This window comes from Nocardioides pelophilus, from assembly GCF_014180685.1.
Classification (GTDB): Bacteria; Actinomycetota; Actinomycetes; order Propionibacteriales; family Nocardioidaceae; genus Nocardioides; species Nocardioides pelophilus.
The window spans coordinates 22,996-43,466 of the sequence record NZ_JACEHF010000017.1 but is presented as its reverse complement, the minus strand read 5'-3'; the positions used below and the strand labels follow the sequence as shown (position 1 = coordinate 43,466).

Sequence of the window (20,471 nt, the reverse complement as noted above, 5' to 3'; positions counted from 1 at the left end):
CTCCGGTCGCCAGCACGATCACCGGGACAGCACCGACCGCGCCGACGGTGCCGACCAGTCCGGCAGCGTGTCGCCAGTCGGGACCGTGCCGTTGCTCGGCCAGCTGGTCGAGCGCGGTCACCATGCCGGCCGCCGACGAGGGGCGCGTCGTGGGATCGGGGGTCAACACGGGCCCGAGCAGCCAGGCGACACCCGGATCGAGGTCGGCCACGGTCGGCGGCAGCGTGGGCCGGCCGCGGAAGAGGTGGGCCAGCAGCGCCGCCGCGGAGTACAGGTCGCTGGCCGCGGTGGGAGCCTGTCCGCTCAGCACCTCGGGGCTGGCGTAGGCCTGGTCCACCGGCCCTTCGACCAGACGGACCGCACCCTGGTCGTCCACGAGCACGGTGGCCGGGCCGATCGCGCCACTCACCTGACCGGCGTCGTGCAGTCGCGCGAGCTCGGTCAGGAGGGCGCGGCCCACGGCGAGCTTCTGGGGCTCCGACAGGCCTCCCGGGGCACTCATGATCGGGAACCTACGCGCGCCCGGACCGCCGCGCAGAGGATTCGGCGGACTGGTGGCTCAGGTCACCAGGGACCAGGCGATCCCGTCGAGGATGTCGGTCTCGGCCACCGTGATCGACGCGACCGTCGTGCGGCGCAGCACCCTCGACAGGATCAGCGCACCCGCATCGATCACGTCGACCCGCCCCGGGTGCACGTAGCCGAGCGCCAGCCGCTCGGCGCGGGTCGCCGCCACCAGGTCGTCGACGGTGCGCTGGACCGCGTCGACGTCGAGCACCCGGCCGTGGATCAGGTCGCGGTCGTAGGCCGGCAGCCCGAGCACCCCTGCCGCGACGGTGGTGATCGTCCCCGCCACGCCGATGACCGCCGCGGCGGCAGCGGGATCGACCGGGCAGTCGTCGAGGGCCGCGTCGATCGCGGCCACGCACGCCGAGAGCTGCTCGGGTGTTGCCGGGTCGCCGCCCAGCAGGCGCTCGTGCAGCCGGACCGACCCGATGTCCATCGAGTACGCCGCCGGCGGGCCGGTCGCGTGCTCGCCGAGGATCAGCTCGGTGGAACCGCCGCCGATGTCGATCACCAGCACCGGCTCCGGTAGCGGCTCCTCGTGCCCGCCGCTCAGGGTGAGCCCGCGCACCGCGCCGGCGAAGGCGAGCCGCGCCTCCTCGTCGCCCGAGAGCACCTCCGGGTCGATCCCCAGCCGGGCCCGCACGCCAGCGGTGAACTCGGCGGCGTTCTCGGAGTCGCGGGTGGCCGACGTCGCGCAGAACCGGACCCGCTCGACACCGTGGTCGGCGATGAGCTCGGCGTACTCGTCGATCGCGGCGAACGCCCGCTCCAGCGCGTCGGGGGCGAGCCGTCCCGTCCGGTCGACGCCCTGCCCCAGCCGCACCATCCGGCTCTCCCGCAGCGCCACGTCGGGAAGCTTGCCGATGAGCAGCTTGATGGTGTTGGTGCCGCAGTCGATGGCCGCGACCGGTTTCGAGGCTCGCTCCGCTCGCACCTCAACCACCGTCGGCGGCCGCCTCGACGCACGGACCGGACGCCCACCACTCGCCCAGCAGCTCGAGCACCTCGTCGCCGAACGGGTTGACCCCGGGGCCGGCCGCGAGCGCGTGCGCGGCCAGGACGTGCAGGCACTTCACCCGCACGGGCATCCCGCCCGCCGAGATCCCTTCGATCTCGGGCACGTCGAGCCCTGCGGCCTCACCCACCGCGGCCCGGTCGGCGAGGTAGGCCTCGTGCGCGCGCTGGTAGGCCGCCGCGAGGTCGGGATCCGTCGCGAGCCGGTCCTCCATCGTGCGCATCAGTCCCGACGCCTCGAGCGTCCCGATCCGGGAGTTCACCCGCGGGCAGGTCAGGTAGTACGTCGTCGGGAACGGCGTGCCGTTCGGCAGCCGCGGCTCCGTCGTCACCACGTCCGGGTTGCCGCACGCGCACCGGTGCCCGATCGCGTGGATGCCGCGCGGCGGCCGACCGAGCTGTGCGGCGATCACCGCCTCGTCGCTCTGGTCGCTCACTCGTCCTCCGACCCCACGATCCGCTTCTTGGGCTGGGGCGGGATCTTCGTCGGCGGGTCGCCGGCGACCTTGACCGAGGACCAGACGCCGGAGTACCAGGTCGGGGACTCGCCCTCCCCGGCCGACGAGGGGTCGTCCAGCTCGGACTCGGTCAGCGGGTTGCCGTCGGCGTCGACGACGACGTACGGGGTCTCCCCCGGCACGACGAAGCCACGCTTGCGCGCCTCCTGCATGACGAAGGCGGGGTCGTCCCACCGCTCCTTCTCGCGCTCCAGCTCGCCGATCGACGACTCCCGCTCCGCGATCTGGGCCTCCAGCGAGTCGATCTGGTCGCGCTGCTGCAGGTAGGCCCGCAGCGACGACGCGTAGGACACGGCCAGCACCGCGAGCACCAGCACGAGGATCGCCGCCCGGCCGGTCAGCCGGGACCGCTGCCGCTCCTCGGCGCGGGCGCGGGCGACGGTGGCGACCCGGTCGCGCTCCGCACGCTTGCGCTCCGGACGACCGGCAGCGGTCGGACCGGAACGACCGGGGCTGCGCGGCCGTCGGCCAGGGGTACGACGGTCGCCGGGTGTGGCAGCCACTCGCTTCCCCCTTCGGTCCGGTCGTCGGTGGTGCTGGGTCAGCCCTGGTAGCGCGGGAAGGCGGCGGCGCCGGCGTAGCGCGCCGCGTCGCCGAGCTCGTCCTCGATCCGGAGCAGCTGGTTGTACTTCGCGACCCGCTCGGACCGCGCCGGGGCGCCGGTCTTGATCTGGCCGCAGTTGGTCGCCACGGCGAGGTCGGCGATGGTGGTGTCCTCGGTCTCTCCCGACCGGTGGCTCATCATGCAGCGGAAGCCGCTGCGGTGCGCCAGGTCGACGGAGTCGAGGGTCTCGGTCAGCGAGCCGATCTGGTTGACCTTCACCAGCAGCGCGTTGGCCTGGCCGCCGGTGATGCCGCGCTGCAGGCGCTCCACGTTGGTGACGAAGAGGTCGTCGCCGACCAGCTGGGTCTTGGCGCCGAGGGCGTCGGTGATGGCCTTCCAGCCCTCCCAGTCGTCCTCGTCGAGCGGGTCCTCGATGCTGACGATCGGGTAGGCCGCGACCAGCTCGCTGTAGTAGGCGATCATCTCGTCGGCCGACTTCTTGGCGCCCTCGAAGGTGTAGGCGCCGTCCTCGCAGAACTCGCTCGCGGCGACGTCCAGCGCGAGCACGACGTCCTTGCCGAGCTCGTAGCCGGCCTTGTCGACAGCCTCGGCGATCAGGTCGAGGGCCGCGCGGTTGGACTCGAGGTCGGGCGCGAAGCCGCCCTCGTCGCCGACGCCGGTGGCGAGGCCGCGGCTCTTCAGGACCGACTTCAGCTGGTGGTAGACCTCGGCGCCGACCCGGAGGGCGTCGCGGAAGGTCGGGGCGCCGATCGGCGCGATCATGAACTCCTGGATGTCGACGTTGGTGTCCGCGTGGGCACCGCCGTTGAGGATGTCCATCATCGGCACCGGCAGCAGGTGGGCGTTGGGACCGCCGACGTACCGGTAGAGCGGGAGGTCGGCCGAGTCGGCGGCCGCGCGCGCGACCGCGAGCGAGACGCCGAGGATCGCGTTGGCGCCGACCTTGGCCTTGTTGGGGGTGGCGTCGGCGTCGATCATCGTCTGGTCGATCAGCCGCTGGTCGGCGGCGTCGAGGCCCTCGATCGCCGGGCCCAGGGTGTTGATCACCGCGCTGACGGCGTTCTGCACGCCCTTGCCGAGGTAGCGGTCACCGCCGTCGCGGAGCTCGACCGCCTCGAAGGCGCCCGTCGACGCGCCGCTGGGCACCGCCGCCCGGGCGAAGGACCCGTCATCGAGGAGAACCTCGACCTCGACGGTGGGGTTGCCGCGCGAGTCGAGGATCTCGCGGGCGCCGACGGCTTCGATCGCTGCCACGTCTGTGCTGCTCCTGGGTAGTCCGGGTCCGTACGTCGTACTTACGTCGACTGAGCCTAGTCCCGCCCAACCCTTGGTTCGGGCACCACCCACCGGGCGAGCCGCTTACCATCGTGGGCGTGCAAGACCTGCTCGACCCGTGGAAGAACCCGGTGACCTATGCGATCCCGTTCTTCCTGCTGACCATCGCCATCGAGCTGGCCGCGTTGAAGTGGCTCGACCACGACGACGACGTGAAGCCGCCGACCGGCTACCTCGGAAGGGACGCGCGGACGAGCATCGGCATGGGTGCGATCTCCTTGGTCTTCAGCCTGGCGCTGAAGGTCGGGTCGTTCCTCGTCTACATCGTCGTGTTCGAGCTCGTCACACCCGAGGCGCTCAAGATGCCGACCGACACCTGGTGGTACTGGGTGTTGCTGATCGCCGCGGTCGACCTGTCCTTCTACCTCTCGCACCGGTTCGTGCACCGGGTCAACATCGGCTGGGCCGCCCACCAGGCGCACCACTCCAGCGAGTACATGAACTTCGCGACCGCGCTGCGGCAGAAGTGGAACCCCTGGTTCGAGTTCGTCTTCTGGCTGCCGCTGCCGTTCCTCGGCTTCTCCCCGTGGACGATCTACGTCGCCTTCGGCTTCAACCTGATCTACCAGTTCTTCACCCACACCGAGATGATCGGCAAGCTTCCCCGGCCCATCGAGCTGGTGATGAACACGCCGTCGCACCATCGGGTGCACCACGGCTCCGACCCGGAGTACCTCGACAAGAACTACGCCGGGATCTTCATCATCTGGGACCGGATGTTCGGCACCTTCGTGGAGGAGAAGCAGCGCCCGACGTACGGGCTCACCAAGCCGGTCGGCACCTACAACATGATCAAGCTGCAGTACGGCGACTACGCGAAGATCGGGCGCAACGTGCGCACCGCCCGGAGCTGGCGGGAGCGGCTGGGCTACCTGTTCGGTCCGCCCGGCTGGGAGCCCGCCGGAGGTCCAGCAGGTCGCGAAGCGACCGTCACGAGACCCTAGGTCATCCCAGCAGGTGCTGACTGAGGTCGCCGGTCAGGTCGGCGAGCATCGTGCGTGACGCGAACCACCAGGTCCCGTCGATCCGGTGGAACGTGTCGCGGTAGCGGCCGCTGATGATCGCCTGCAGCGGCAGCGCGTCCGTCGCCTGGAACACCGTGTACGACGACCGGCTGGTCGCGACGCCGGCCTCGGCGTCGACCTCGATGATCGGGTTCGTGGTGACGTGGCGGGTGCGGGGCGTGCCGTCGTCGTACAGGCGGACCAGCGAGCGGTAGAACGCGGCGACCGCGTCGGCGCCCTCCGCGAGCGTCATCGGTCCGTTGCCGCCGATCCCGGCGATGCCCCCGTGGCGGAACAGCTCGCCGACAGCGGCGAAGTCCCCGGCGTCGATGGCCTCGGCGTAGCGGTAGAGCAGGTGCTCGATCTCCCGCGCGGGATCGGTCATGCGTCGGTCACGGGCCGGTCAGGCGTCCAGGCCGAGCTCGGCCATCCGCTCCGAGTGGCGCTCGGTCAGCCGGGTGAGCATCCGGCCCAGGGCGGCCAGGTCGAGCCCCGGCCGGTCGACGCCGCCGACCAGCAGCGCGGTGAGGGCGTCGCGGTCGGCCGCGACCCGCTGGGCCTGGGTCAGCGCCTCGCCCATGATCCGGCGGCCCCAGAGCGCGAGCCGGCCGCCGAGCGGCGGGTTGTCGGCGATCGCCTGGCGGAGGTGGTCGACCGCGAAGGCAGCGTGGTTGCCCTCGACCACCGAGGAGACGACCAGGTCGCGGGTGTCGGGGTCGAGGTAGGCCGCGATCTCGCGGTAGAAGTCGCGGGCCAGGCTGTCGCCGACGAAGGCCTTGACCAGGCCTTCGTACCAGTCGGAGGGAGCCGTGTGGGCGTGGAACTCGTCCAGCGCCGCGTGGAACGGAGCCATCGCGGCGAACGGGTCTCCGCCCAGCTTCGTGATCCGGTCGATCAGCGGCTGCACCTTCGCCAGCTCGGCGCCGGCCATCTGCGCCAGGGCGAGCTTGTCCTCCAGCGCCGGCGCCAGCTTGGCGTCCTCGACGAGCCGCTCGAAGGCGGACAGCTCGCCGTACGCGATGACGGCGAGCAGGTCGACGACGGCCTCGCGGTAGTCCGGGTCGGCGAGGGCGACCGGGAGCTCGTTGGACGCGACCGCGTTGGACCCAGCGTCGGATTCAGCCATGCGGGCAGGGTACCGATACCATGGAGCGAGCGAGCCAATGCTCCGAGCGCCCCAACCTCGCGGTGGCGCCACGTATGTGCGCGGCTGAGTGTGAATCAGCCGCATCCGAAATGAACTCGGCCCCGGCTGATCTCACTCACGAAAGCGACAAGACGCTGACTAGCGACACCACCCCCGAAAGCACCACCGACACCGACGCGACCGCCACCGAGACGGAGGCGCCCAAGCCGACGTTCCGCGACCTCGGCGTGCTGCCCCAGATCTGCGACTCGCTCGCAGAGGCCGGGATCATCCACCCGTTCGCGATCCAGGAGATGACCCTCTCCGTCGCACTGATGGGCACCGACCTGATCGGCCAGGCCCGCACGGGCACCGGCAAGACGCTGGCCTTCGGCATCCCGGTCATCCAGCGCAGCGTCGCGCCCGGCGACCCCGACTACATCGAGATCCCGCAGGGCAAGCCGCAGGCGCTGATCGTGGCCCCGACGCGTGAGCTCGCGATCCAGGTCTCCAACGACCTCCACCTCGCCTCCCGCGGCCGCGGGATGCGGGTGCTCACGATCTACGGCGGCGTCGGCTACGAGCCGCAGCTCGAGGCGCTCGAGTCCGGCGTCGACATCGTCGTCGGCACCCCCGGCCGGCTGCTCGACCTGGCCAACCGCAAGGCCCTCGACCTCTCCCACGTGCACGCGCTCGTCCTCGACGAGGCCGACGAGATGCTCGACCTCGGTTTCCTCCCGGACGTCGAGCGGCTGCTCAAGCAGACCCCCGAGACGCGGCAGACGATGCTCTTCTCCGCGACCATGCCGGCGGCGATCGTCGCGCTGGCGCGCACCCACATGCGGCACCCGATGAACATCCGCGCCGAGTCGTCGTACGAGAACGCGACGGTGCCGGCGACGGCGCAGTTCATCTACCTCGCCCACGACCTCGACAAGCCGGAGATCATCGGGCGCATCCTGCAGGCCGAGGACGCCGACAAGATGATCGTCTTCACCCGCACCAAGCGGCAGGCGCAGCGGATCGCCGAGGACCTCGCCGAGCGCGGCTTCAAGGCCAGCCCGCTGCACGGCGACATGGCGCAGGTGGCGCGCGAGAAGGCGCTCACCCGGTTCCGCGAGGACAAGATGAAGGTCCTGGTCGCCACCGACGTCGCCGCGCGCGGCATCGACGTGTCCGGCGTCAGCCACGTGGTCAACTACACGTGCCCCGAGGACGACAAGACCTACGTCCACCGGATCGGCCGCACCGGCCGGGCCGGCGCCTCCGGCATCGCGATCACGCTCGTCGACGCCACCGACGTGCACCGCTGGAAGATGATCAACAAGGCGCTCGACCTGCCCTTCGAAGAGCCGCTCGAGACCTACTCGACCTCCGAGCACCTCTTCCACGACCAGGGCATCCCCCCGGGCACGAAGGGTCGGATCGTCCCCGCCGCGCCGGTGGAGCGGAAGCCGCGCGAGGACCGGGGCGAGCGCTCCGGCGACCGCAACCGGGGCGAGCGCTCCGGCAACCGCGACCGCAGCCGCACCCGCACCCGGAGCGGCCAGCCGGCCGGCAGCGCCCCCTCGGGCGAGGCGGCCACCACCTCCGAAGCGGGCAGCACCACCCCCAACCGCAACCGCCGCCGTCGGCGGAGCCGCTCGGGTGGATCCGGTGGCCAGGGCGGCAGCGCGCCCCAGAACCCGGCACCGACCGGCGCCTGATCGGGCTGTAACACGCTGTTCGCCGTACCGGCGGGGCAATCACGGCTGTAACACGCTGTCCGCCGACCTGGGCGACCCCTTACGTCGCTGGGAGCCCGCTGCAACGGGGCCGCAGCAACGTCAACGTCCTGCCAGATCCGCGAACAACGTGTTACATCACCGCTTGCGTCGCCGAACCCCCCTACGCCCGGCCGTCCAGGAACATCCGGAGGCGGGGGCCGGGGTCGTCGCCGGGCACCATCCCGTTGACGAAGCGGCAAGCCCAGCCAAGCCGCAGCGCCGCCTCGGTCGCGGCCAGCAGATCGGCCCGGGCGAGGTGGGGGTAGGCGGCGGCGTACGGCGCCAGGTAGGCGTCGCGGAACGGGGCTGTGTCGACGGAGCCCTCGACGTCGTCCAGGCCCCAGCTGATGACGCCCTCGAGGGTCACCGACAGCGTGAAGAACGGGTGCGAGATGCAGGCGTCGCCCCAGTCCATGACCAGGTCGGCGCCGTCCTTCACGTAGACCTGCGCGTCGTGCAGGTCGTCGTGCTGCAGGGTCTCGCGGATCCCGAAGCCGGCGAGCCGGTCGCACAGCTCCTGGACGTACGGCGTCGCCGCGCGGAACCGGGGCTCGAGGTCGAGCTCGTGCGCCAACCGGTCGTAGGCCTCCGGCAGCGTGGCGAGCCGCAGGTCGGGGACCCCGAGCGCGAGCAGCTCGTCGACCGCGTCCTCGCAGACGAGCTGGATCTCCGCGACCGTGCCGAGCACGCCGAGCCACCGGTCGACCGACCCCTCCTCGGGCAGCACCTCGCGCAGGCGACGGCCGGCGTCGGCCATCAGCATCCAGCCGCGGTCGACGTCGGCCGCGAGCAGCGGCGGCACGTTGCCGGGATGCCGGGCAGCGAGCAGCGCGGTCACCCCCGCCTCGTGCCGGAGCGAGCCGTCGTTGGCCTTGAACCACACCGGCCCCTCCGCGGTCGGGACCCGCAACACCGTCGACCACTTCGTGATGTGCGGCTGCTCGACCTCCCCGGCCACCGCCCGCCCCAGACCGGCGAGCTGCTCGTCGATCCAGGCGCGCGCCGGGAGCAGGAACTCCGGACCGGTCCATCGTGCGGCATCCATGGTCACGCCTCCCCGGCCGCGGCGCGGGACTCGCGCTCCGCGATCGCGTGCTCGTCGGTGCGGTCGTCGTACGACCAGAAGTCGCGCAGCCACAGCGCGGTGATCGCCACGCCACCGACGCACGCCACACCACCGCTGGAGATCGCTCCGCGCACCGTCCACAGGTCGGCGGTGATGCCGGCCCGCACCTGGCCGCCGAGCGGGCCGAGGGAGTAGGACAGCATCTCGATGCCGGCGAGCCGGCCACGCATCGCCTCGGGGATGGTCTGGCTCCAGACCGTGCTGCGGAAGATCCCGGAGATCATGTCGGCCGCGCCGGACAGGGCGAGCATGACCACGACCAGCCAGAACGACGGCATCACGCCAGCCACGGCCACGCACCCGCCGTACGCCGCCGCGGCGATCACGATCGCTCGGCCGTGGTGGTGGACCCGGGTGGTCCAGCCCGACAGCGCCGTCGCGACCACCGCCCCGACGGTCTCGGACGCGTAGAGGAGGCCGATCAGCTCGGGCCGCTCGAAGACCTCCTCGGCGAGGGCCGGGAACAGCACCACCGGAAGCGCGAGCAGCATCGCCGCGATGTCGACCAGGTAGGTGCCGAGCAGGTCGCGCCGGCTGAACGCGTAGCGCATGCCCTCGCTGATGCCGGCCAGGCTCGGCGGGGTGGTCTCGGCGCGGTGCGGGTAGTGCCCCATCATCCGGTAGAGCAGGGTGGCGACCAGGAGGCCCGCGACGTCGACGACGAAGCACCAGCCGATGCCGACGTAGGCGACGAGCAACCCACCCAGCATGGGGCCGGCCAGCACCCCCACCTGGATGCCGAAGCTGAACAGCGCGTTCGCCGCGGTCAGCTGGTCGTGAGCGACGGTCCGCGGCATCAGCGCCTCGCGGGACGGACGCTGCATGGCGGCGGTGCTGACCAGGAACCCGGCCACCACGAAGATCAGCCACACGCTGGGCTCGTCGCGGAACGCGTTGGCCGCGAGTACGGCGGTGAGCACCGCCTGCGCCACTCCCAGCGACACCAGGAGCTTGCGCCGGTCGACGTGGTCGGCGAGCGCGCCGCCGTACAGGCCGAAGACGACGAGGGGGACGAGCTCGACCAGACCGATCGCGCCGACGGCGAAGTTGGAGCCGGTCAGCGTGTAGACCTGGTACGGGATCGCGACGTAGCTGACCATCGACCCGAAGTAGAAGACGGTGCCGGCGACCAGCAGCAGCCGGTAGTCGCGGGAGGCTCGCCACGGGGTGAGGTCCATCCGCAGCGCGCGCAGCCGGTCCGCCCAGCTCATCGGTTGATCACAAGCCGGAAGGATGGCACCGAACGGCGCCGCTCACGACCGATTTAGTCGGTGACGACGACCGTCGTCCCGATCGGCGCGAACTCCCACAGCGCGACCGCGTCGGGGGTGCGCTGGCGGATGCAGCCGTGCGAGAGCGGGGTGCCGAGCTGGGCGACGGTCTGCACCCGCTCACCCTCGTCGACCGGGATGGTGTGGAACCCGATCGCGGCCCCCGCGTCGCCGTGGGTGAAGCGGACGAAGTACTCCATCGTCCCGGAGTCGTCGATGCCGACGGCGTGGCGCGAACGCGAGAAGACCTGGTAGGTGCCGGGATCCAGGTTGTCGGTCGCGCTGCCGGACACCAGGTAGGTGCGGGTGACCTCGCCCGAGAGCCCGACCAGCCACACCCGCTGCTGGCTCTCGCTGAACACGATGCGGCGGCCGGCGCCTGACCCGGGCGGCAGCGCCGCGGGGCGACTCGCGGTCGTCGTCGCCAGGGTGGCCGTGCTGCCACCGGTCGGGGCGGTCCGGGTCCGGGGTGCCTTCTGCTCCACGGCCGTACGGCGCTGGCGGGTCGCCGCCTTCCCGTCACTTCCGGAGTCGCGGTCGGCGTCGTTCTTCGCGAGTCCGGTGACGAGCCCGCTCGAGGATGCGCTGGCGTTCTCCGGGCCGGACGGGATCAGTCCGAAGCCGCCGAGGACGGCGATCCCGCTGACCGTCGCCGCAGCGGTGAGGACGGCGATCCGTCCGTAGCGGGGCCGGACGTCGGCCCGCCGCTTCCCCTTGGGCGCACTGCGACGCCGCCCGGACGGGGCCCGGTGCAGTCCTGGTTGCCGGGTCGGTGGCACCGTCAACGCTTCGCTCGCGCGATCAGGTTGCCGGCGACCTCGCGATACGCCTGCGCGCCCTTGCTGCTCCGACTGGTGGCGAGGATCGAGCGGCCGGCGGCCGGGGCCTCGGCGAACTTGATCGTCTTCGGGATCGGCGGCTCGATGACCTCGAGGTCGTAGGTCTCCGAGATCGTGTCGAGGACCGCGCGCGCGTGGTTGGTGCGTCCGTCGTACAGGGTGGGCAGGACGCCCCACACCTGAAGGTCCCGGTTGGTGAAGCGGCGTACGTCGTGCACGGTGTCGAGCAGCTGGCCGACGCCCCGGTGCGAGAGGGTCTCGCACTGGAGGGGCACCAGCACGCCGTCGGCCGCGGTGAGCGCGGCGACCGTCAGCACGCCGAGCGACGGCGGGCAGTCGAGCAGGATCCAGTCGTAGTGGGTTCCCGAGGCCACCATGTCCTCCAGCACGCCGCGGATGACGTGCTCGCGGCCGGTGCGGGTGAGCAGGTCGGCCTCCGCCCGGGCGAGCTCGATGGTCGCCGGCAGAAGGTCGACGCCGTCCTCGGTCGCGAGGATGACCTCGGTCGCATCGACGCCCTTCGTGAGCACGTGGTGGATCGAGATCTCGAGGTCCTCGGGGTCGATGCCGAGCGAGAAGGTCAGGCACGACTGGGGGTCCAGGTCGACGAGCAGGACCGTCTGGCCGAGCTCGACGAGCGCGGCGCCGATCGATGCGACGCTCGTGGTCTTCGCGACGCCGCCCTTCTGGTTGGCAACCGCGAGGACAGTGGGGCGGGGGTCCCTGGTGCTCATCGAGGTCCATCATGCCGGACACCCGGATGCCCGTGTGGCACCGACCTGTTTGACTTTCCGTATGTCGACCTCACTCGTCACCGGCGCGACTGCCGGCATCGGCCACGAGTTCGCGCGCCAGCTCGCCGCCCGCGGCGACGACCTGGTCCTCGTCGCCCGCAGCACCACCCGCCTGGAGGAGGTCGCGGCCGAGCTGCGGTCGGCGTACGGCGTGGCGACGGAGACCCTCGCCGCCGACCTCACCGACCCCGACCAGCTCGCTCTGGTCGAGGCCCGGCTCGCCGACGGCGACCGTCCGGTCGACCTGCTCGTCAACAACGCCGGGTTCGGGCTCAAGGGTGCGTTCCTCGACAACGACGTGGACACCGAGCAGCGACAGCAGGACGTGCTGGTCCGCGCCGTGCTCCGGCTCACGCACGCCGCCCTTGGCGGCATGGTCGAGCGCGGCCACGGCGGCGTCATCAACGTCTCGAGCGTCGCCGCCTTCCTCCCCCGCGGCACCTACAGCGCCGCCAAGGCGTGGGTGAACAGCTTCAGCGCCTGGGCGCACAACGAGTACGCCGGCCGCGGCGTCACCGTGATGGCGCTCTGCCCCGGCTTCGTGAAGACCGAGTTCCATCAGCGGCTCGGCGTCGACCGCGACTCCACCGCGCCGAAGGCGCTGTGGCTGGAGCCCGACCGTCTCGTCCGCGACGCCCTCGCCGACTTCGACAAGGGCCGGTCCCTCTCGATCCCCAGCAAGCGCTACAAGGCCATCGTCACCGCGACCCGACTGGTGCCGCACACGATGCTGCAGCGCTACCAGTCCTGGGGTCGCAAGTAAGCCGCCAACGAACCGCCACCACGGACTGCGCCAACTGCGGGCCGGCAGCGTGTCGCACCGCGGCGAAGCCGCACGGTGCGAAGGCCGCGGGCCGAGCGGAGCGACGGCCCGTGCGCCGAGCACCGTCTGCGACACGCTCGGCCAATCAGGCTCTGCGGTCGTGGCGCCGCAAGCCGCCGACGAACCGCCACCACAGACTGCGCCAACTGCGGGCCGGCAGCGTGTCGCACCGCGGCGAAGCCGCACGGTGCGAAGGCCGCGGGCCGAGCGGAGCGACGGCCCGTGCGCCGAGCACCGTCTGCGACACGCTCGGCCAATTGGGCTCAGCCCTCGCCGGCGATGAAGGCGCGGACGGCGTCGGCGACGAGCTGGACGGCGATCGCGGAGAGCAGAAGACCGGCGATCCGGGTCACCAGCATGACGCCGCCGTCGCGGATGACCTTGAGGATCGGCAGGGAGTAGCGCATCGCGGCCCACAGCGCGAGGTGGACGCCGATGATGCCGAGCGACACCGCGGTCAGCTCCTTGGTGCTGTCGATCTCCTTGACGAACAGCATGGTGGCGACGATCGCGCCGGGGCCGGCGAGCAGCGGGGTGCCGAGCGGCACCAGGGCGACGTTGGAGTCCTGGTTGGCCGTCGGCTCGCCCTCCTTGCCGGTGAGGAGCTCGAGGGCGACGAGCAGCAGGAGCAGCCCGCCGGCGCACTGCAGCGCGGGCAGCGAGATGTGCAGGTAGCTCAGGATCTGCTGGCCGAAGAAGGCGAACGCGGTAATCACCAGGAACGAGACACTGACCGCCTGCCAGGCGTAGCGCCGCGAGGTCGCCGCGCTCCGACCGCTCGTCAGCGTCAGGAAGATCGGCACCGTGCCGACCGGGTCCATGATCACGAACAGGGTCACGAAGACCTCGACCAGGAGCACGCCGTCGACCAGGTTCATGCCGCACCGACCAGGGTGGTCGGGGAGCCCAGCTCGGCAGCTCGGTCCAGGATCCGCTCGAGCTGGTCGGGGGCGGTGGTCTCGACGCCGAGGTCGTGGTCGACCTTGCCGGTGCCGTGGTGGTCGCTGGAGCCGGTGACGACCAGTCCGAGGGCGGCGGCGATCGCGCGCAGCCGGCTGCGCTGGGCCGGGTCGTGGTCGAGGTGGTCGACCTCGATCCCGAACAGACCCGCAGCCGCGAGTACGGCGAACGCGTCCTCGTCGAGCACGCCCGCACTCCCCCGACCCCACGGGTGGGCGACCACCGGCACGCCGCCGGCCCCGGTCACGACGCCCAGCATCCGCACCAGGTCGGCGGCGTACCTGTCGACGTAGGCGGGCCGGCCCTCGGCGAGGTAGTCCGCGAACGCCTGGTCACGGTCGCTGACGGCACCGAGCCGCACCAGCAGGTCGGCGACGTGCGGGCGACCCGTGGCTGCCGCGTCGACGGTCACCTCGGCGAGGGCCTCCTCGGTGGCGCCGTCGATGCCGAGGGCGCGCAGCCGCTCGAGCATCGCCGGGACCCGCTGGTCGCGGCCGGCGAGGATCCGGTCCAGCTCGGCGCGGAGCGTCGGGTCGCCGGGATCGGGCAGGTAGGCGAGCAGGTGGACGCCCCGTCCGTGGAACCGGGTGCTGATCTCGATCCCCCGCACCAACGCGATCCCCGCGGAGTCGGCGGCGGTGGACGCCTCGTCCCAACCCGCGGTGATGTCGTGGTCGGTGAGGGCGACCACGTCGAGACCGGCCGTGGCTGCGGCCCGTACCAGCTCCGTCGGCGACTGGGTGCCGTCGCTGACCCGGGAGTGGGTGTGAAGGTCGATCCGCACCAGAGCAGGCTAGTGCTAGAACAACCCCCATGGACTACGGCACCACCCGCCCGCTGCGGGTCATCCAGTGGACGACCGGCAACGTCGGCCGGCGGTCGCTGCACGCGATCCTCTCCCGACCCGACCTCGAGCTGGTCGGGGTCTTCGCGCACGGTCCCGACAAGGTGGGCGTCGACGCCGCCGAGCTGGCCGGGCACCCGGAGCCGTCGGGGGTGCTGGCCACCGACGACGTCGACGCGCTGGTCGCGCTGCGGCCCGACGCGTGCGTCTACAACCCGCTGTGGTCGTCGACCGACGAGCTCGTCCGTCTGCTCGAGGCCGGCATCAACGTGTGCACGACGGCCGGCTGGATCAACGGCACCAAGCTCGACCCGGCCGAGCGGGCCCGCATCGAGGACGCCTGCAAGCGCGGCGAGTCCTCGATCTTCGGCAGCGGAGCCCATCCGGGCATGACCAACATCGTCGCCCTGACCCTGACGGCGAGCTGCGCGAGCGTCGACCACGTCCGGATCACGGAGTCCGTCGACTGCTCGACGTACGAGTCGGCCGAGACGCAGGGCGCGATGGGGTTCGGCAAGGACCCGGCGACGCCCGGGCTGGCCGAGTCGGTCCGCCGTGAGAGCGAGGTCTTCGCCGAGTCGGTCGCGACGATGGCCGACGCCATGAAGGTGACCCTCGACCGGATCGACTTCGACGTCACGTTCACCGCCGCGACCGGCGACACAGACCTCGGGTTCATGACGATCCCGGCCGGCACCGTCGGCAGCGTCTACGGCTACCACCGCGGCTGGGTCGGCGACCGCAACCTGATCAGCGTCGGCTTCAACTGGACGATGGGCGACCACGCCCACCCGCCGAAGCCGCTCAAGCACGGGCACGACATCCAGGTCTTCGGCGCTCCGAACATGCGCACGGTCATCCACTGCCTCCCCCACGACGGGTGGGACGAGGACGGCTTCATGGGCCTGGGCATGATCTACACGGCGATGCCCGTCACCAACGCGGTGCCGAGCGTCGTCGCCGCCCCGCCCGGGATCGTGACGCTGGCCGACCTCCCGGTCATCACCGGCCGGTTCCCGGCCACGCCGACCACCTAGCCCCGGTCACCAGGGCGGCGCGGGTCCCCCGAACGGCAGCGCCACCAGCTGCGGACCGGTCTCGGACACGTCGCGCAGGATCCAGTCGTCGCGCAGCAGCAGGATCGCGGAGGCCGGCCGGAGCACCAGCCACATCCACCGGCCCTCGGCCTCGCCGACGACGACCGATCGGTCCCACTCCCCGCCGGACCCGCTCACCGACACCGGCCACAGGCCGACGGGGAAGCTGCCGATCCGCACCTTCACGGTCGGCGGCCCGTCGCCGACCTCCTCGCCCGGATCGGTCCGGCCGGTCAGCCCCAGGCCGGCGATCCGCGCACCGAGGCCGGTGCCGGGCTCCTCGCTGATCACGATGACGTCGACCGGCCCGTCCAGCGCGCTGGTGCCGGACACGCAGGTCATCGTCGCCCGCCCACCACGGGTCTCGTCGGCGACGACGGCGAAGTCCGTCACGGTCCAGCCCGGCCCGAGCGGCCACGGCAGGTAGGTCGGAAACCCGTCCGCATGGCCGAGGTGGCTGGCGAAGTCGTCGTACGACGCCGTCGCGGGTCGCCACAGCGGCACCACGACGCCGTGCTCGGGGCACGCCCAACCACCGTCGCCGTCGTCAGCCACCGGCGCCGCGCAACGGGGGCATCCGACGCGCAGAGACATGGGTCACACCGTGCTGTGACTCGGCGCGCTCGTCAAGCCGACAGGCAGGCGGACCGACCTGTCACCCGGCCTGCCCGGCGGAACCGGCCGGCAGCGGATAACGTCGTACCACCATGAAGATCCTGCTCGGCGCGGCCGCCACCGTTCTCGCGATCACCGCTCTCGCCGGCTGCAGCGGCGACGACGACGGGGACACCGCGCGGGACCCTGCATCGAAGTCGCCGACGACGACGGCGCCCACCGACCCGGCGACGGTGGGCACCTACCCCGAGCTCGACGCGGACGACTACTCCTTCCTGCTCGAGCAGCTGTGCTACTGCCCCGTCACCGGTCCGGTGCTGGTCACCGTCGAGGACGGCGAGGTCGTCTCCGCCGTCATCACCAAGGGCGGCCACGGGATGAAGAAGGGCAGCGACGCGCCGGTCTACCTGCAGCTCACCATCAACGACGTGATCGCGCGCGCCAACGACACCGACGCGGCCGAGGTCGTCGTCGACTGGCCCGACGGCCAGGACTGGCCGAACTCCGTGGCGGTCGACCAGGTCGAGAACGCCGTGGACGACGAGATCACCTACGTGATCCGCGACGTGCAGGTCTCCTGACGGTCGCTGGCGCGACCTCCTCGACCACCGACCGTGGTCGTCAGCGCGGGATCAGGGCCCAGTAGTCGAGGTCGAGCAGCACGCCGTCGGCGTACTTGCCCTCGTCGTTGCGCAGCGTCATCGACTCGTCCCGCCCCTTGGTCGCGACCAGCCGCAGGCGCAGCGCGCCGATGCTCTCGTTGCTCCCGGGCAGCTCCGCGCTGTCGAGCACCTCGGACCAGGCGTAGACGGTGTCGCCGGCGAACGCGGGGGCGACGTGGGAGCCGCCGTTGATGGCGGCGATCAGCTGGGCGTTCGCGAGCCCGTTGAACGACAGCGCCCGCGCCATCGAGATCACGTGACCGCCGTAGATCAGCCGGTTGCCGTCGGGACGGGCCTCGGTGTTGAAGTGCACCTTGGCGGTGTTCTGCCACAGCCGCGTGGCGAGCATGTGCTCGGGGTCGGTCAGGGTGACGCCGTCGACGTGGTCGATCCGCTCGCCGACCGCGTAGTCGGCGAAACGGTGCGGCTCACCCGCGGCGGCGAAGTCGTACGACGAGAAGTCGAGGCCGGCGGGCACCACCAGGTCCTCGGGGGCGAGCGTCTTCTTCAGCTCGGGCAGCACGGTCTCGGGCGCCGGCAGCTCCTGGTCGCGCTTGTGGACCATGACCCAGCGGCACCAGTCCAGCGCGACCTCGCCACGCTGGTTGGTGGCGGTGGAGCGCACGTAGACGACGCCGGACCTGCCGTTGGAGTTCTGCTTGAGGCCGATGACCTCGGACCGCGTCGACAGGGTGTCCCCCGGCCGTACGGGCTGGTGGAAGCGGAGCTCGGCGTAGCCGAGGTTGGCCACGGCGTTGAGCGAGATGTCCGGCACGGTCTTGCCGAAGGCGATGTGGAAGGCGATCAGGTCCTCGACGGGGTGCGGGTCCAGACCGACCGACGCGGCGAACGCCGCCGAGCTCGGGACGGCGAACCGGGTCGGGTAGAGCGCGCCGTACAGCGCGCGGTCACCCTCGGTCACCGTGCGCGGCGTCGCGTGCTCGATCACCTGACCGACGGTGAAGTCCTCGAAGAAGTTGCCCGGGTTCGTCTTGGACGCAGTCGTCTCGCTCACGGGCGGACATTCTGCCGCGTGACGCGGTCAGGCCTGCCGCCGGTCCACGCGTTCGAGCTTCGTCCAGCCGGCCCAGCCCCGCTCCTCGACCAGCCGCATCAGCTCGCGTGCGACCGGCACCTGGCCGACGAACATCGAGTCGAGCAGGGCCACGAGGTCCTCGGACATCCCGCCGTCGGCCGCGAACGCCTCCCACTCCGCCTCGTCGACCGACTCGAGCTGCGCGACGATCCGGTCGGCCAGCGCCGGGAGCCTGGGGTCGCCGGGCGCCCAGTCGATCATCTCGTCCAGGTCGCGGTAGAACTCGACCACCGCAGGGTCGTCGAGCTGGTCCCGCTTGCTCCGGATGTACAGCTCCATCCGCTCCGGCAGGTGCGCCGCGACCAGGATCCAGGCATCCCGCTCGCCCTCGATCATGCGTTCCGGGATCCCCAGCTCCCGGAGCCGGTCGAGGTAGGCGACCGCCTCCGCCGGCAGGGCGAGGCTCTCCCCGGCCGCGAGACGGGCCATCCGCTCCCGGTGTCGCTGCCGCTCCCGGATCTCGGCCCGCAGCCGGCGGTCGATCTCCTCGACCGCCGCGCCGAACTCCTCGTCCCCGGCAGCGAGCAGCTGCTTGACCCGCGACAGCGGTACGCCGGCATCGGCGAGGGTGCGGATCCGGATCAGCTCCACGACCGCCGCGGCGTCGTACCGCCGGTAGCCCGAGTGGTCACGTTCCGGCTCCGGCAGCAGCCCCTTGGCGTGGTAGTGCCGCACGGCACGCACCGTGACGCCGGCGTACGACGCGAGCTCACCGATGGTCAGCATGGGATCAGCGTGCCGGAACCTTGGTGTACTGGCGACGCGCCCAGAGGTATCCGGCCAGCGCGATGAGCAGGCACCAGGCGATCGCCAGCCACAGGTCCGACCCGGGCGAGGCGCCGGAGGTCAGCGCCCGGAGGCTGTCGATCATCGGCGTGAACGGCTGGTGCTCCGCGAAGTGCCGCAGGCCCCACGGCATCTCGTCGGTGGGCACGAACCCGCTGCTGATGAACGGGAGCAGCACCAGGAACATCGGCGTGTTGCTCGCTGTCTCGACGCTGTCCGCGGCCAGCCCCATGGCCACGGTGAGCCAGGTCAGCGCGAAGGCGAGGAGCAGGATCACCCCGAACGCCGCCAGCCACTCACCCACCCCTGCGTCGGAGCGGTAGCCCAGCAGGACGGCGACCGCCAGCGTGATCACGGTGGTCAGCAGGGTCTTGATCACCGCACCCAGCACGTGGCCGGTGAGCACCGAGACCTTCGCGATGTCCATGGTCCGGAACCGGGCGATGATGCCGCCACTCATGTCCATCGCCACCGAGATCGCGGTGCCGAGAGCCACGCTGGCCACGGCCATGATCAGGATCCCGGGAGTGATGTAGCCCAGGTAGTCGGTGCGATCGCCCCCGCCCGGGACGCCGGGAAGCCCGGCGCCCAAGGTGCCGCCGAAGACGTAGACGAACAGGAGCAGGAACAGGATCGGCTGGGCGACCAGCATGATCGCCAGGGACGGGTAGCGCTCCCAGTGCAGCAGGTTGCGCCGCAGCATGGTCACGGAGTCGCGGACGACGTACGTCGTGCTCATGCGAGCACCCCCTGGGCGTCGGCCTCCGCGTCGTTTCCGGGATCCACAGTCGGGTGGCCGGTGAGCGCCAGGAAGACGTCATCGAGGTCGGCGGTCCCGACGGTCACGCCCGCGACCTCGCGGTCGTCGAGTCCGTCGAGGATCCGGCGCAGCGAGGCGACGCTGCCGTCGCTGGCGATCCGCTCGCTGCGCCCGTCGGTGAACTCGACCTGCACGTGACCGCCGGGAACCTGCCGCTTCAGCTCGGCGGGCGTGCCCTCGGCCACCAGCCGGCCACCGTCGAGCACGGCGACCCGGTCGGCGAGCGCGTCGGCCTCCTCGAGGTACTGCGTCGTCAGCAGCACGGTCACCCCGTCCGCCACCTGCTCGCGCACGATGGCCCACACCTCGCGACGGCTGCGCGGGTCGAGACCGGTGGTCGGCTCGTCCAGGAAGATCAACCGGGGCCGGGTGATCAGGGTCATCGCCAGGTCGAGGCGCCGCTTCATGCCGCCCGAGTAGGTCTGAGCACGCCGGTCGGCGGCATCACCGAGGTCGAGACGCTCGAGCAGCGCGTCGACGCTCGCGGCCACCGTCGCCCGGTCGAGGTGGGCCAGGTCGGCCATCAGCCGCAGGTTCTCCCGGCCGGTGAGCAGCTCGTCGATCGCTGAGAACTGGCCGGTCACACCGATCACGGACCGGACCCGGTCGGACTCGGTGATCACGTCGAGACTGGCGACGCGGACCACGCCCGCGTCGGCGGACAGCAGGGTCGAGCAGATGTTGACGACGGTGGTCTTGCCGGCGCCGTTGGGGCCCAGCAGCGCGTGCACCGTGCCCTCGGGAACGGTCAGGTCGACGCCGTCGAGGACGGTGAGGTCGCCGTACGACTTGCGCAGTCCGGCAACCTCGATCGCAGGGGTTCGATTGGTCATGAACCCATCG

Annotated in this window: 23 protein-coding genes; 5 read left to right on the top strand and 18 right to left on the bottom strand. The window is 71.6% G+C overall.

What is annotated here, in order from left to right; all coding sequences use genetic code 11:
- The 5 genes from H0488_RS05775 to eno all read right to left on the bottom strand — a co-directional run.
- A partial coding sequence (locus H0488_RS05775) for a protein kinase family protein (protein ID WP_512698535.1) occupies positions 1 to 502 on the bottom strand: 502 nt, incomplete at its 3' end.
- Between the two features lie 57 nt (positions 503 to 559).
- Positions 560 to 1,501 carry a Ppx/GppA phosphatase family protein gene (locus H0488_RS05770; protein ID WP_312856227.1) on the bottom strand — a complete coding sequence of 314 codons (942 nt, stop codon included), beginning with the start codon at positions 1,499 to 1,501 and terminating at the stop codon, positions 560 to 562.
- Position 1,502: 1 nt separating this feature from the next.
- On the bottom strand, positions 1,503 to 2,018 hold the full coding sequence (locus H0488_RS05765; protein WP_183098333.1) for a DUF501 domain-containing protein: 516 nt from the start codon (positions 2,016 to 2,018) through the stop codon (positions 1,503 to 1,505).
- Positions 2,015 to 2,602 carry an FtsB family cell division protein gene (locus H0488_RS23945; protein WP_183098332.1) on the bottom strand — a complete coding sequence of 196 codons (588 nt, stop codon included), beginning with the start codon at positions 2,600 to 2,602 and terminating at the stop codon, positions 2,015 to 2,017. Before H0488_RS23945 ends, H0488_RS05765 begins: the two co-directional genes overlap by 4 nt.
- Positions 2,603 to 2,640: 38 nt before the next feature.
- Positions 2,641 to 3,918, bottom strand: a complete 1,278-nt coding sequence (eno, locus tag H0488_RS05755) for a phosphopyruvate hydratase (RefSeq protein WP_183098331.1) — start codon at positions 3,916 to 3,918, stop codon at positions 2,641 to 2,643.
- 119 nt (positions 3,919 to 4,037) lie between these two features.
- Here eno and H0488_RS05750 point away from each other — a divergent pair, with 119 nt between their 5' ends.
- Positions 4,038 to 4,943 (top strand): sterol desaturase family protein, encoded by a 906-nt coding sequence (locus H0488_RS05750; RefSeq protein ID WP_183098330.1) that lies wholly within the window; start codon positions 4,038 to 4,040, stop codon positions 4,941 to 4,943.
- Position 4,944: 1 nt separating this feature from the next.
- Here H0488_RS05750 and H0488_RS05745 read toward each other — a convergent pair whose 3' ends face one another.
- Positions 4,945 to 5,388: a nuclear transport factor 2 family protein gene (locus tag H0488_RS05745; protein WP_183098329.1), complete on the bottom strand. Its 444-nt coding sequence runs from the start codon at positions 5,386 to 5,388 to the stop codon at positions 4,945 to 4,947.
- A gap of 18 nt (positions 5,389 to 5,406) precedes the next feature.
- Entirely contained in the window at positions 5,407 to 6,129 is a 723-nt protein-coding gene (locus H0488_RS05740; RefSeq protein WP_183098328.1) for a ferritin-like fold-containing protein, read from the bottom strand.
- 110 nt (positions 6,130 to 6,239) lie between these two features.
- Between H0488_RS05740 and H0488_RS05735 the strand changes: the two genes are divergently transcribed.
- Entirely contained in the window at positions 6,240 to 7,835 is a 1,596-nt protein-coding gene (locus H0488_RS05735) for a DEAD/DEAH box helicase (RefSeq protein ID WP_183098327.1), read from the top strand.
- Between the two features lie 181 nt (positions 7,836 to 8,016).
- Here H0488_RS05735 and H0488_RS05730 read toward each other — a convergent pair whose 3' ends face one another.
- The 4 genes from H0488_RS05730 to H0488_RS05715 are packed head-to-tail and all read right to left on the bottom strand — an operon-like array spanning position 8,017 to position 11,865.
- On the bottom strand, positions 8,017 to 8,940 hold the full coding sequence (locus H0488_RS05730; protein ID WP_183098326.1) for a phosphotransferase family protein: 924 nt from the start codon (positions 8,938 to 8,940) through the stop codon (positions 8,017 to 8,019).
- A gap of 2 nt (positions 8,941 to 8,942) precedes the next feature.
- Positions 8,943 to 10,232, bottom strand: coding sequence for an MFS transporter (locus H0488_RS05725; protein ID WP_183098325.1), 1,290 nt, complete (start codon positions 10,230 to 10,232; stop codon positions 8,943 to 8,945).
- Between the two features lie 53 nt (positions 10,233 to 10,285).
- The gene (locus tag H0488_RS05720; RefSeq protein WP_183098324.1) at positions 10,286 to 11,071 is read right to left on the bottom strand and encodes a L,D-transpeptidase; all 786 of its coding nucleotides are present in this window, start codon (positions 11,069 to 11,071) and stop codon (positions 10,286 to 10,288) included.
- A 2-nt stretch (positions 11,072 to 11,073) separates the two neighbouring features.
- Positions 11,074 to 11,865 carry a ParA family protein gene (locus H0488_RS05715; RefSeq protein WP_183098323.1) on the bottom strand — a complete coding sequence of 264 codons (792 nt, stop codon included), beginning with the start codon at positions 11,863 to 11,865 and terminating at the stop codon, positions 11,074 to 11,076.
- 61 nt (positions 11,866 to 11,926) lie between these two features.
- On the opposite strand from H0488_RS05715, the gene H0488_RS05710 reads away from it, so the two are divergent.
- Complete coding sequence (locus H0488_RS05710; protein ID WP_183098322.1) at positions 11,927 to 12,688, top strand: SDR family NAD(P)-dependent oxidoreductase; 762 nt, start codon at positions 11,927 to 11,929, stop codon at positions 12,686 to 12,688.
- Positions 12,689 to 13,011: 323 nt separating this feature from the next.
- Here the strand turns inward: H0488_RS05710 and H0488_RS05705 are convergent, their stop codons facing one another.
- Positions 13,012 to 13,626, bottom strand: coding sequence for a MarC family protein (locus H0488_RS05705; protein ID WP_183098321.1), 615 nt, complete (start codon positions 13,624 to 13,626; stop codon positions 13,012 to 13,014).
- Positions 13,623 to 14,492: a PHP domain-containing protein gene (locus H0488_RS05700; RefSeq protein WP_183098320.1), complete on the bottom strand. Its 870-nt coding sequence runs from the start codon at positions 14,490 to 14,492 to the stop codon at positions 13,623 to 13,625. Before H0488_RS05700 ends, H0488_RS05705 begins: the two co-directional genes overlap by 4 nt.
- A 29-nt stretch (positions 14,493 to 14,521) precedes the next feature.
- Between H0488_RS05700 and H0488_RS05695 the strand changes: the two genes are divergently transcribed.
- Positions 14,522 to 15,589 carry an NAD(P)H-dependent amine dehydrogenase family protein gene (locus H0488_RS05695; protein WP_183098319.1) on the top strand — a complete coding sequence of 356 codons (1,068 nt, stop codon included), beginning with the start codon at positions 14,522 to 14,524 and terminating at the stop codon, positions 15,587 to 15,589.
- A 6-nt stretch (positions 15,590 to 15,595) separates the two neighbouring features.
- Here the strand turns inward: H0488_RS05695 and H0488_RS05690 are convergent, their stop codons facing one another.
- Positions 15,596 to 16,243, bottom strand: a complete 648-nt coding sequence (locus tag H0488_RS05690) for a DUF6758 family protein (RefSeq protein ID WP_183098318.1) — start codon at positions 16,241 to 16,243, stop codon at positions 15,596 to 15,598.
- 113 nt (positions 16,244 to 16,356) lie between these two features.
- Here H0488_RS05690 and H0488_RS05685 point away from each other — a divergent pair, with 113 nt between their 5' ends.
- Positions 16,357 to 16,845, top strand: coding sequence for a DUF6174 domain-containing protein (locus H0488_RS05685; RefSeq protein ID WP_183098317.1), 489 nt, complete (start codon positions 16,357 to 16,359; stop codon positions 16,843 to 16,845).
- 40 nt (positions 16,846 to 16,885) lie between these two features.
- Here H0488_RS05685 and H0488_RS05680 read toward each other — a convergent pair whose 3' ends face one another.
- Genes H0488_RS05680 through H0488_RS05665 form a run of 4 tightly spaced genes read right to left on the bottom strand, consistent with a single transcriptional unit; the run spans position 16,886 to position 20,461 of the window.
- A complete protein-coding gene (locus H0488_RS05680) occupies positions 16,886 to 17,941 on the bottom strand; it encodes a MaoC family dehydratase (protein ID WP_183098316.1) in 1,056 nt (351 codons plus the stop codon).
- Between the two features lie 27 nt (positions 17,942 to 17,968).
- The gene (locus tag H0488_RS05675; protein WP_183098315.1) at positions 17,969 to 18,748 is read right to left on the bottom strand and encodes a MerR family transcriptional regulator; all 780 of its coding nucleotides are present in this window, start codon (positions 18,746 to 18,748) and stop codon (positions 17,969 to 17,971) included.
- Positions 18,749 to 18,752: 4 nt separating this feature from the next.
- On the bottom strand, positions 18,753 to 19,547 hold the full coding sequence (locus H0488_RS05670; RefSeq protein WP_183098314.1) for an ABC transporter permease: 795 nt from the start codon (positions 19,545 to 19,547) through the stop codon (positions 18,753 to 18,755).
- Positions 19,544 to 20,461 (bottom strand): ABC transporter ATP-binding protein, encoded by a 918-nt coding sequence (locus tag H0488_RS05665; RefSeq protein WP_183098313.1) that lies wholly within the window; start codon positions 20,459 to 20,461, stop codon positions 19,544 to 19,546. The genes H0488_RS05670 and H0488_RS05665 overlap by 4 nt, the downstream gene beginning before the upstream one ends.
- Positions 20,462 to 20,471: the final 10 nt, after the last annotated feature.

Excerpts from the sequence above, each read along its gene's own strand:
- H0488_RS05725 (WP_183098325.1), bottom strand. The coding sequence starts at position 10,232 with ATGAGCTGGGCGGACCGGCTGCGCGCGCTGCGGATGGACCTCACCCCG.
- H0488_RS05730 (WP_183098326.1), bottom strand. The coding sequence starts at position 8,940 with ATGGATGCCGCACGATGGACCGGTCCGGAGTTCCTGCTCCCGGCGCGC.
- H0488_RS05705 (WP_183098321.1), bottom strand. The coding sequence starts at position 13,626 with ATGAACCTGGTCGACGGCGTGCTCCTGGTCGAGGTCTTCGTGACCCTG.
- H0488_RS05740 (WP_183098328.1), bottom strand. The coding sequence starts at position 6,129 with ATGGCTGAATCCGACGCTGGGTCCAACGCGGTCGCGTCCAACGAGCTC.
- H0488_RS05710 (WP_183098322.1), top strand. The coding sequence starts at position 11,927 with ATGTCGACCTCACTCGTCACCGGCGCGACTGCCGGCATCGGCCACGAG.
- H0488_RS05695 (WP_183098319.1), top strand. The coding sequence starts at position 14,522 with ATGGACTACGGCACCACCCGCCCGCTGCGGGTCATCCAGTGGACGACC.
- H0488_RS05690 (WP_183098318.1), bottom strand. The coding sequence starts at position 16,243 with ATGTCTCTGCGCGTCGGATGCCCCCGTTGCGCGGCGCCGGTGGCTGAC.
- H0488_RS05665 (WP_183098313.1), bottom strand. The coding sequence starts at position 20,461 with ATGACCAATCGAACCCCTGCGATCGAGGTTGCCGGACTGCGCAAGTCG.
- H0488_RS05675 (WP_183098315.1), bottom strand. The coding sequence starts at position 18,748 with ATGCTGACCATCGGTGAGCTCGCGTCGTACGCCGGCGTCACGGTGCGT.
- H0488_RS05715 (WP_183098323.1), bottom strand. The coding sequence starts at position 11,865 with ATGAGCACCAGGGACCCCCGCCCCACTGTCCTCGCGGTTGCCAACCAG.
- H0488_RS05670 (WP_183098314.1), bottom strand. The coding sequence starts at position 19,547 with ATGAGCACGACGTACGTCGTCCGCGACTCCGTGACCATGCTGCGGCGC.
- H0488_RS05685 (WP_183098317.1), top strand. The coding sequence starts at position 16,357 with ATGAAGATCCTGCTCGGCGCGGCCGCCACCGTTCTCGCGATCACCGCT.
- H0488_RS05735 (WP_183098327.1), top strand. The coding sequence starts at position 6,240 with ATGAACTCGGCCCCGGCTGATCTCACTCACGAAAGCGACAAGACGCTG.
- H0488_RS05745 (WP_183098329.1), bottom strand. The coding sequence starts at position 5,388 with ATGACCGATCCCGCGCGGGAGATCGAGCACCTGCTCTACCGCTACGCC.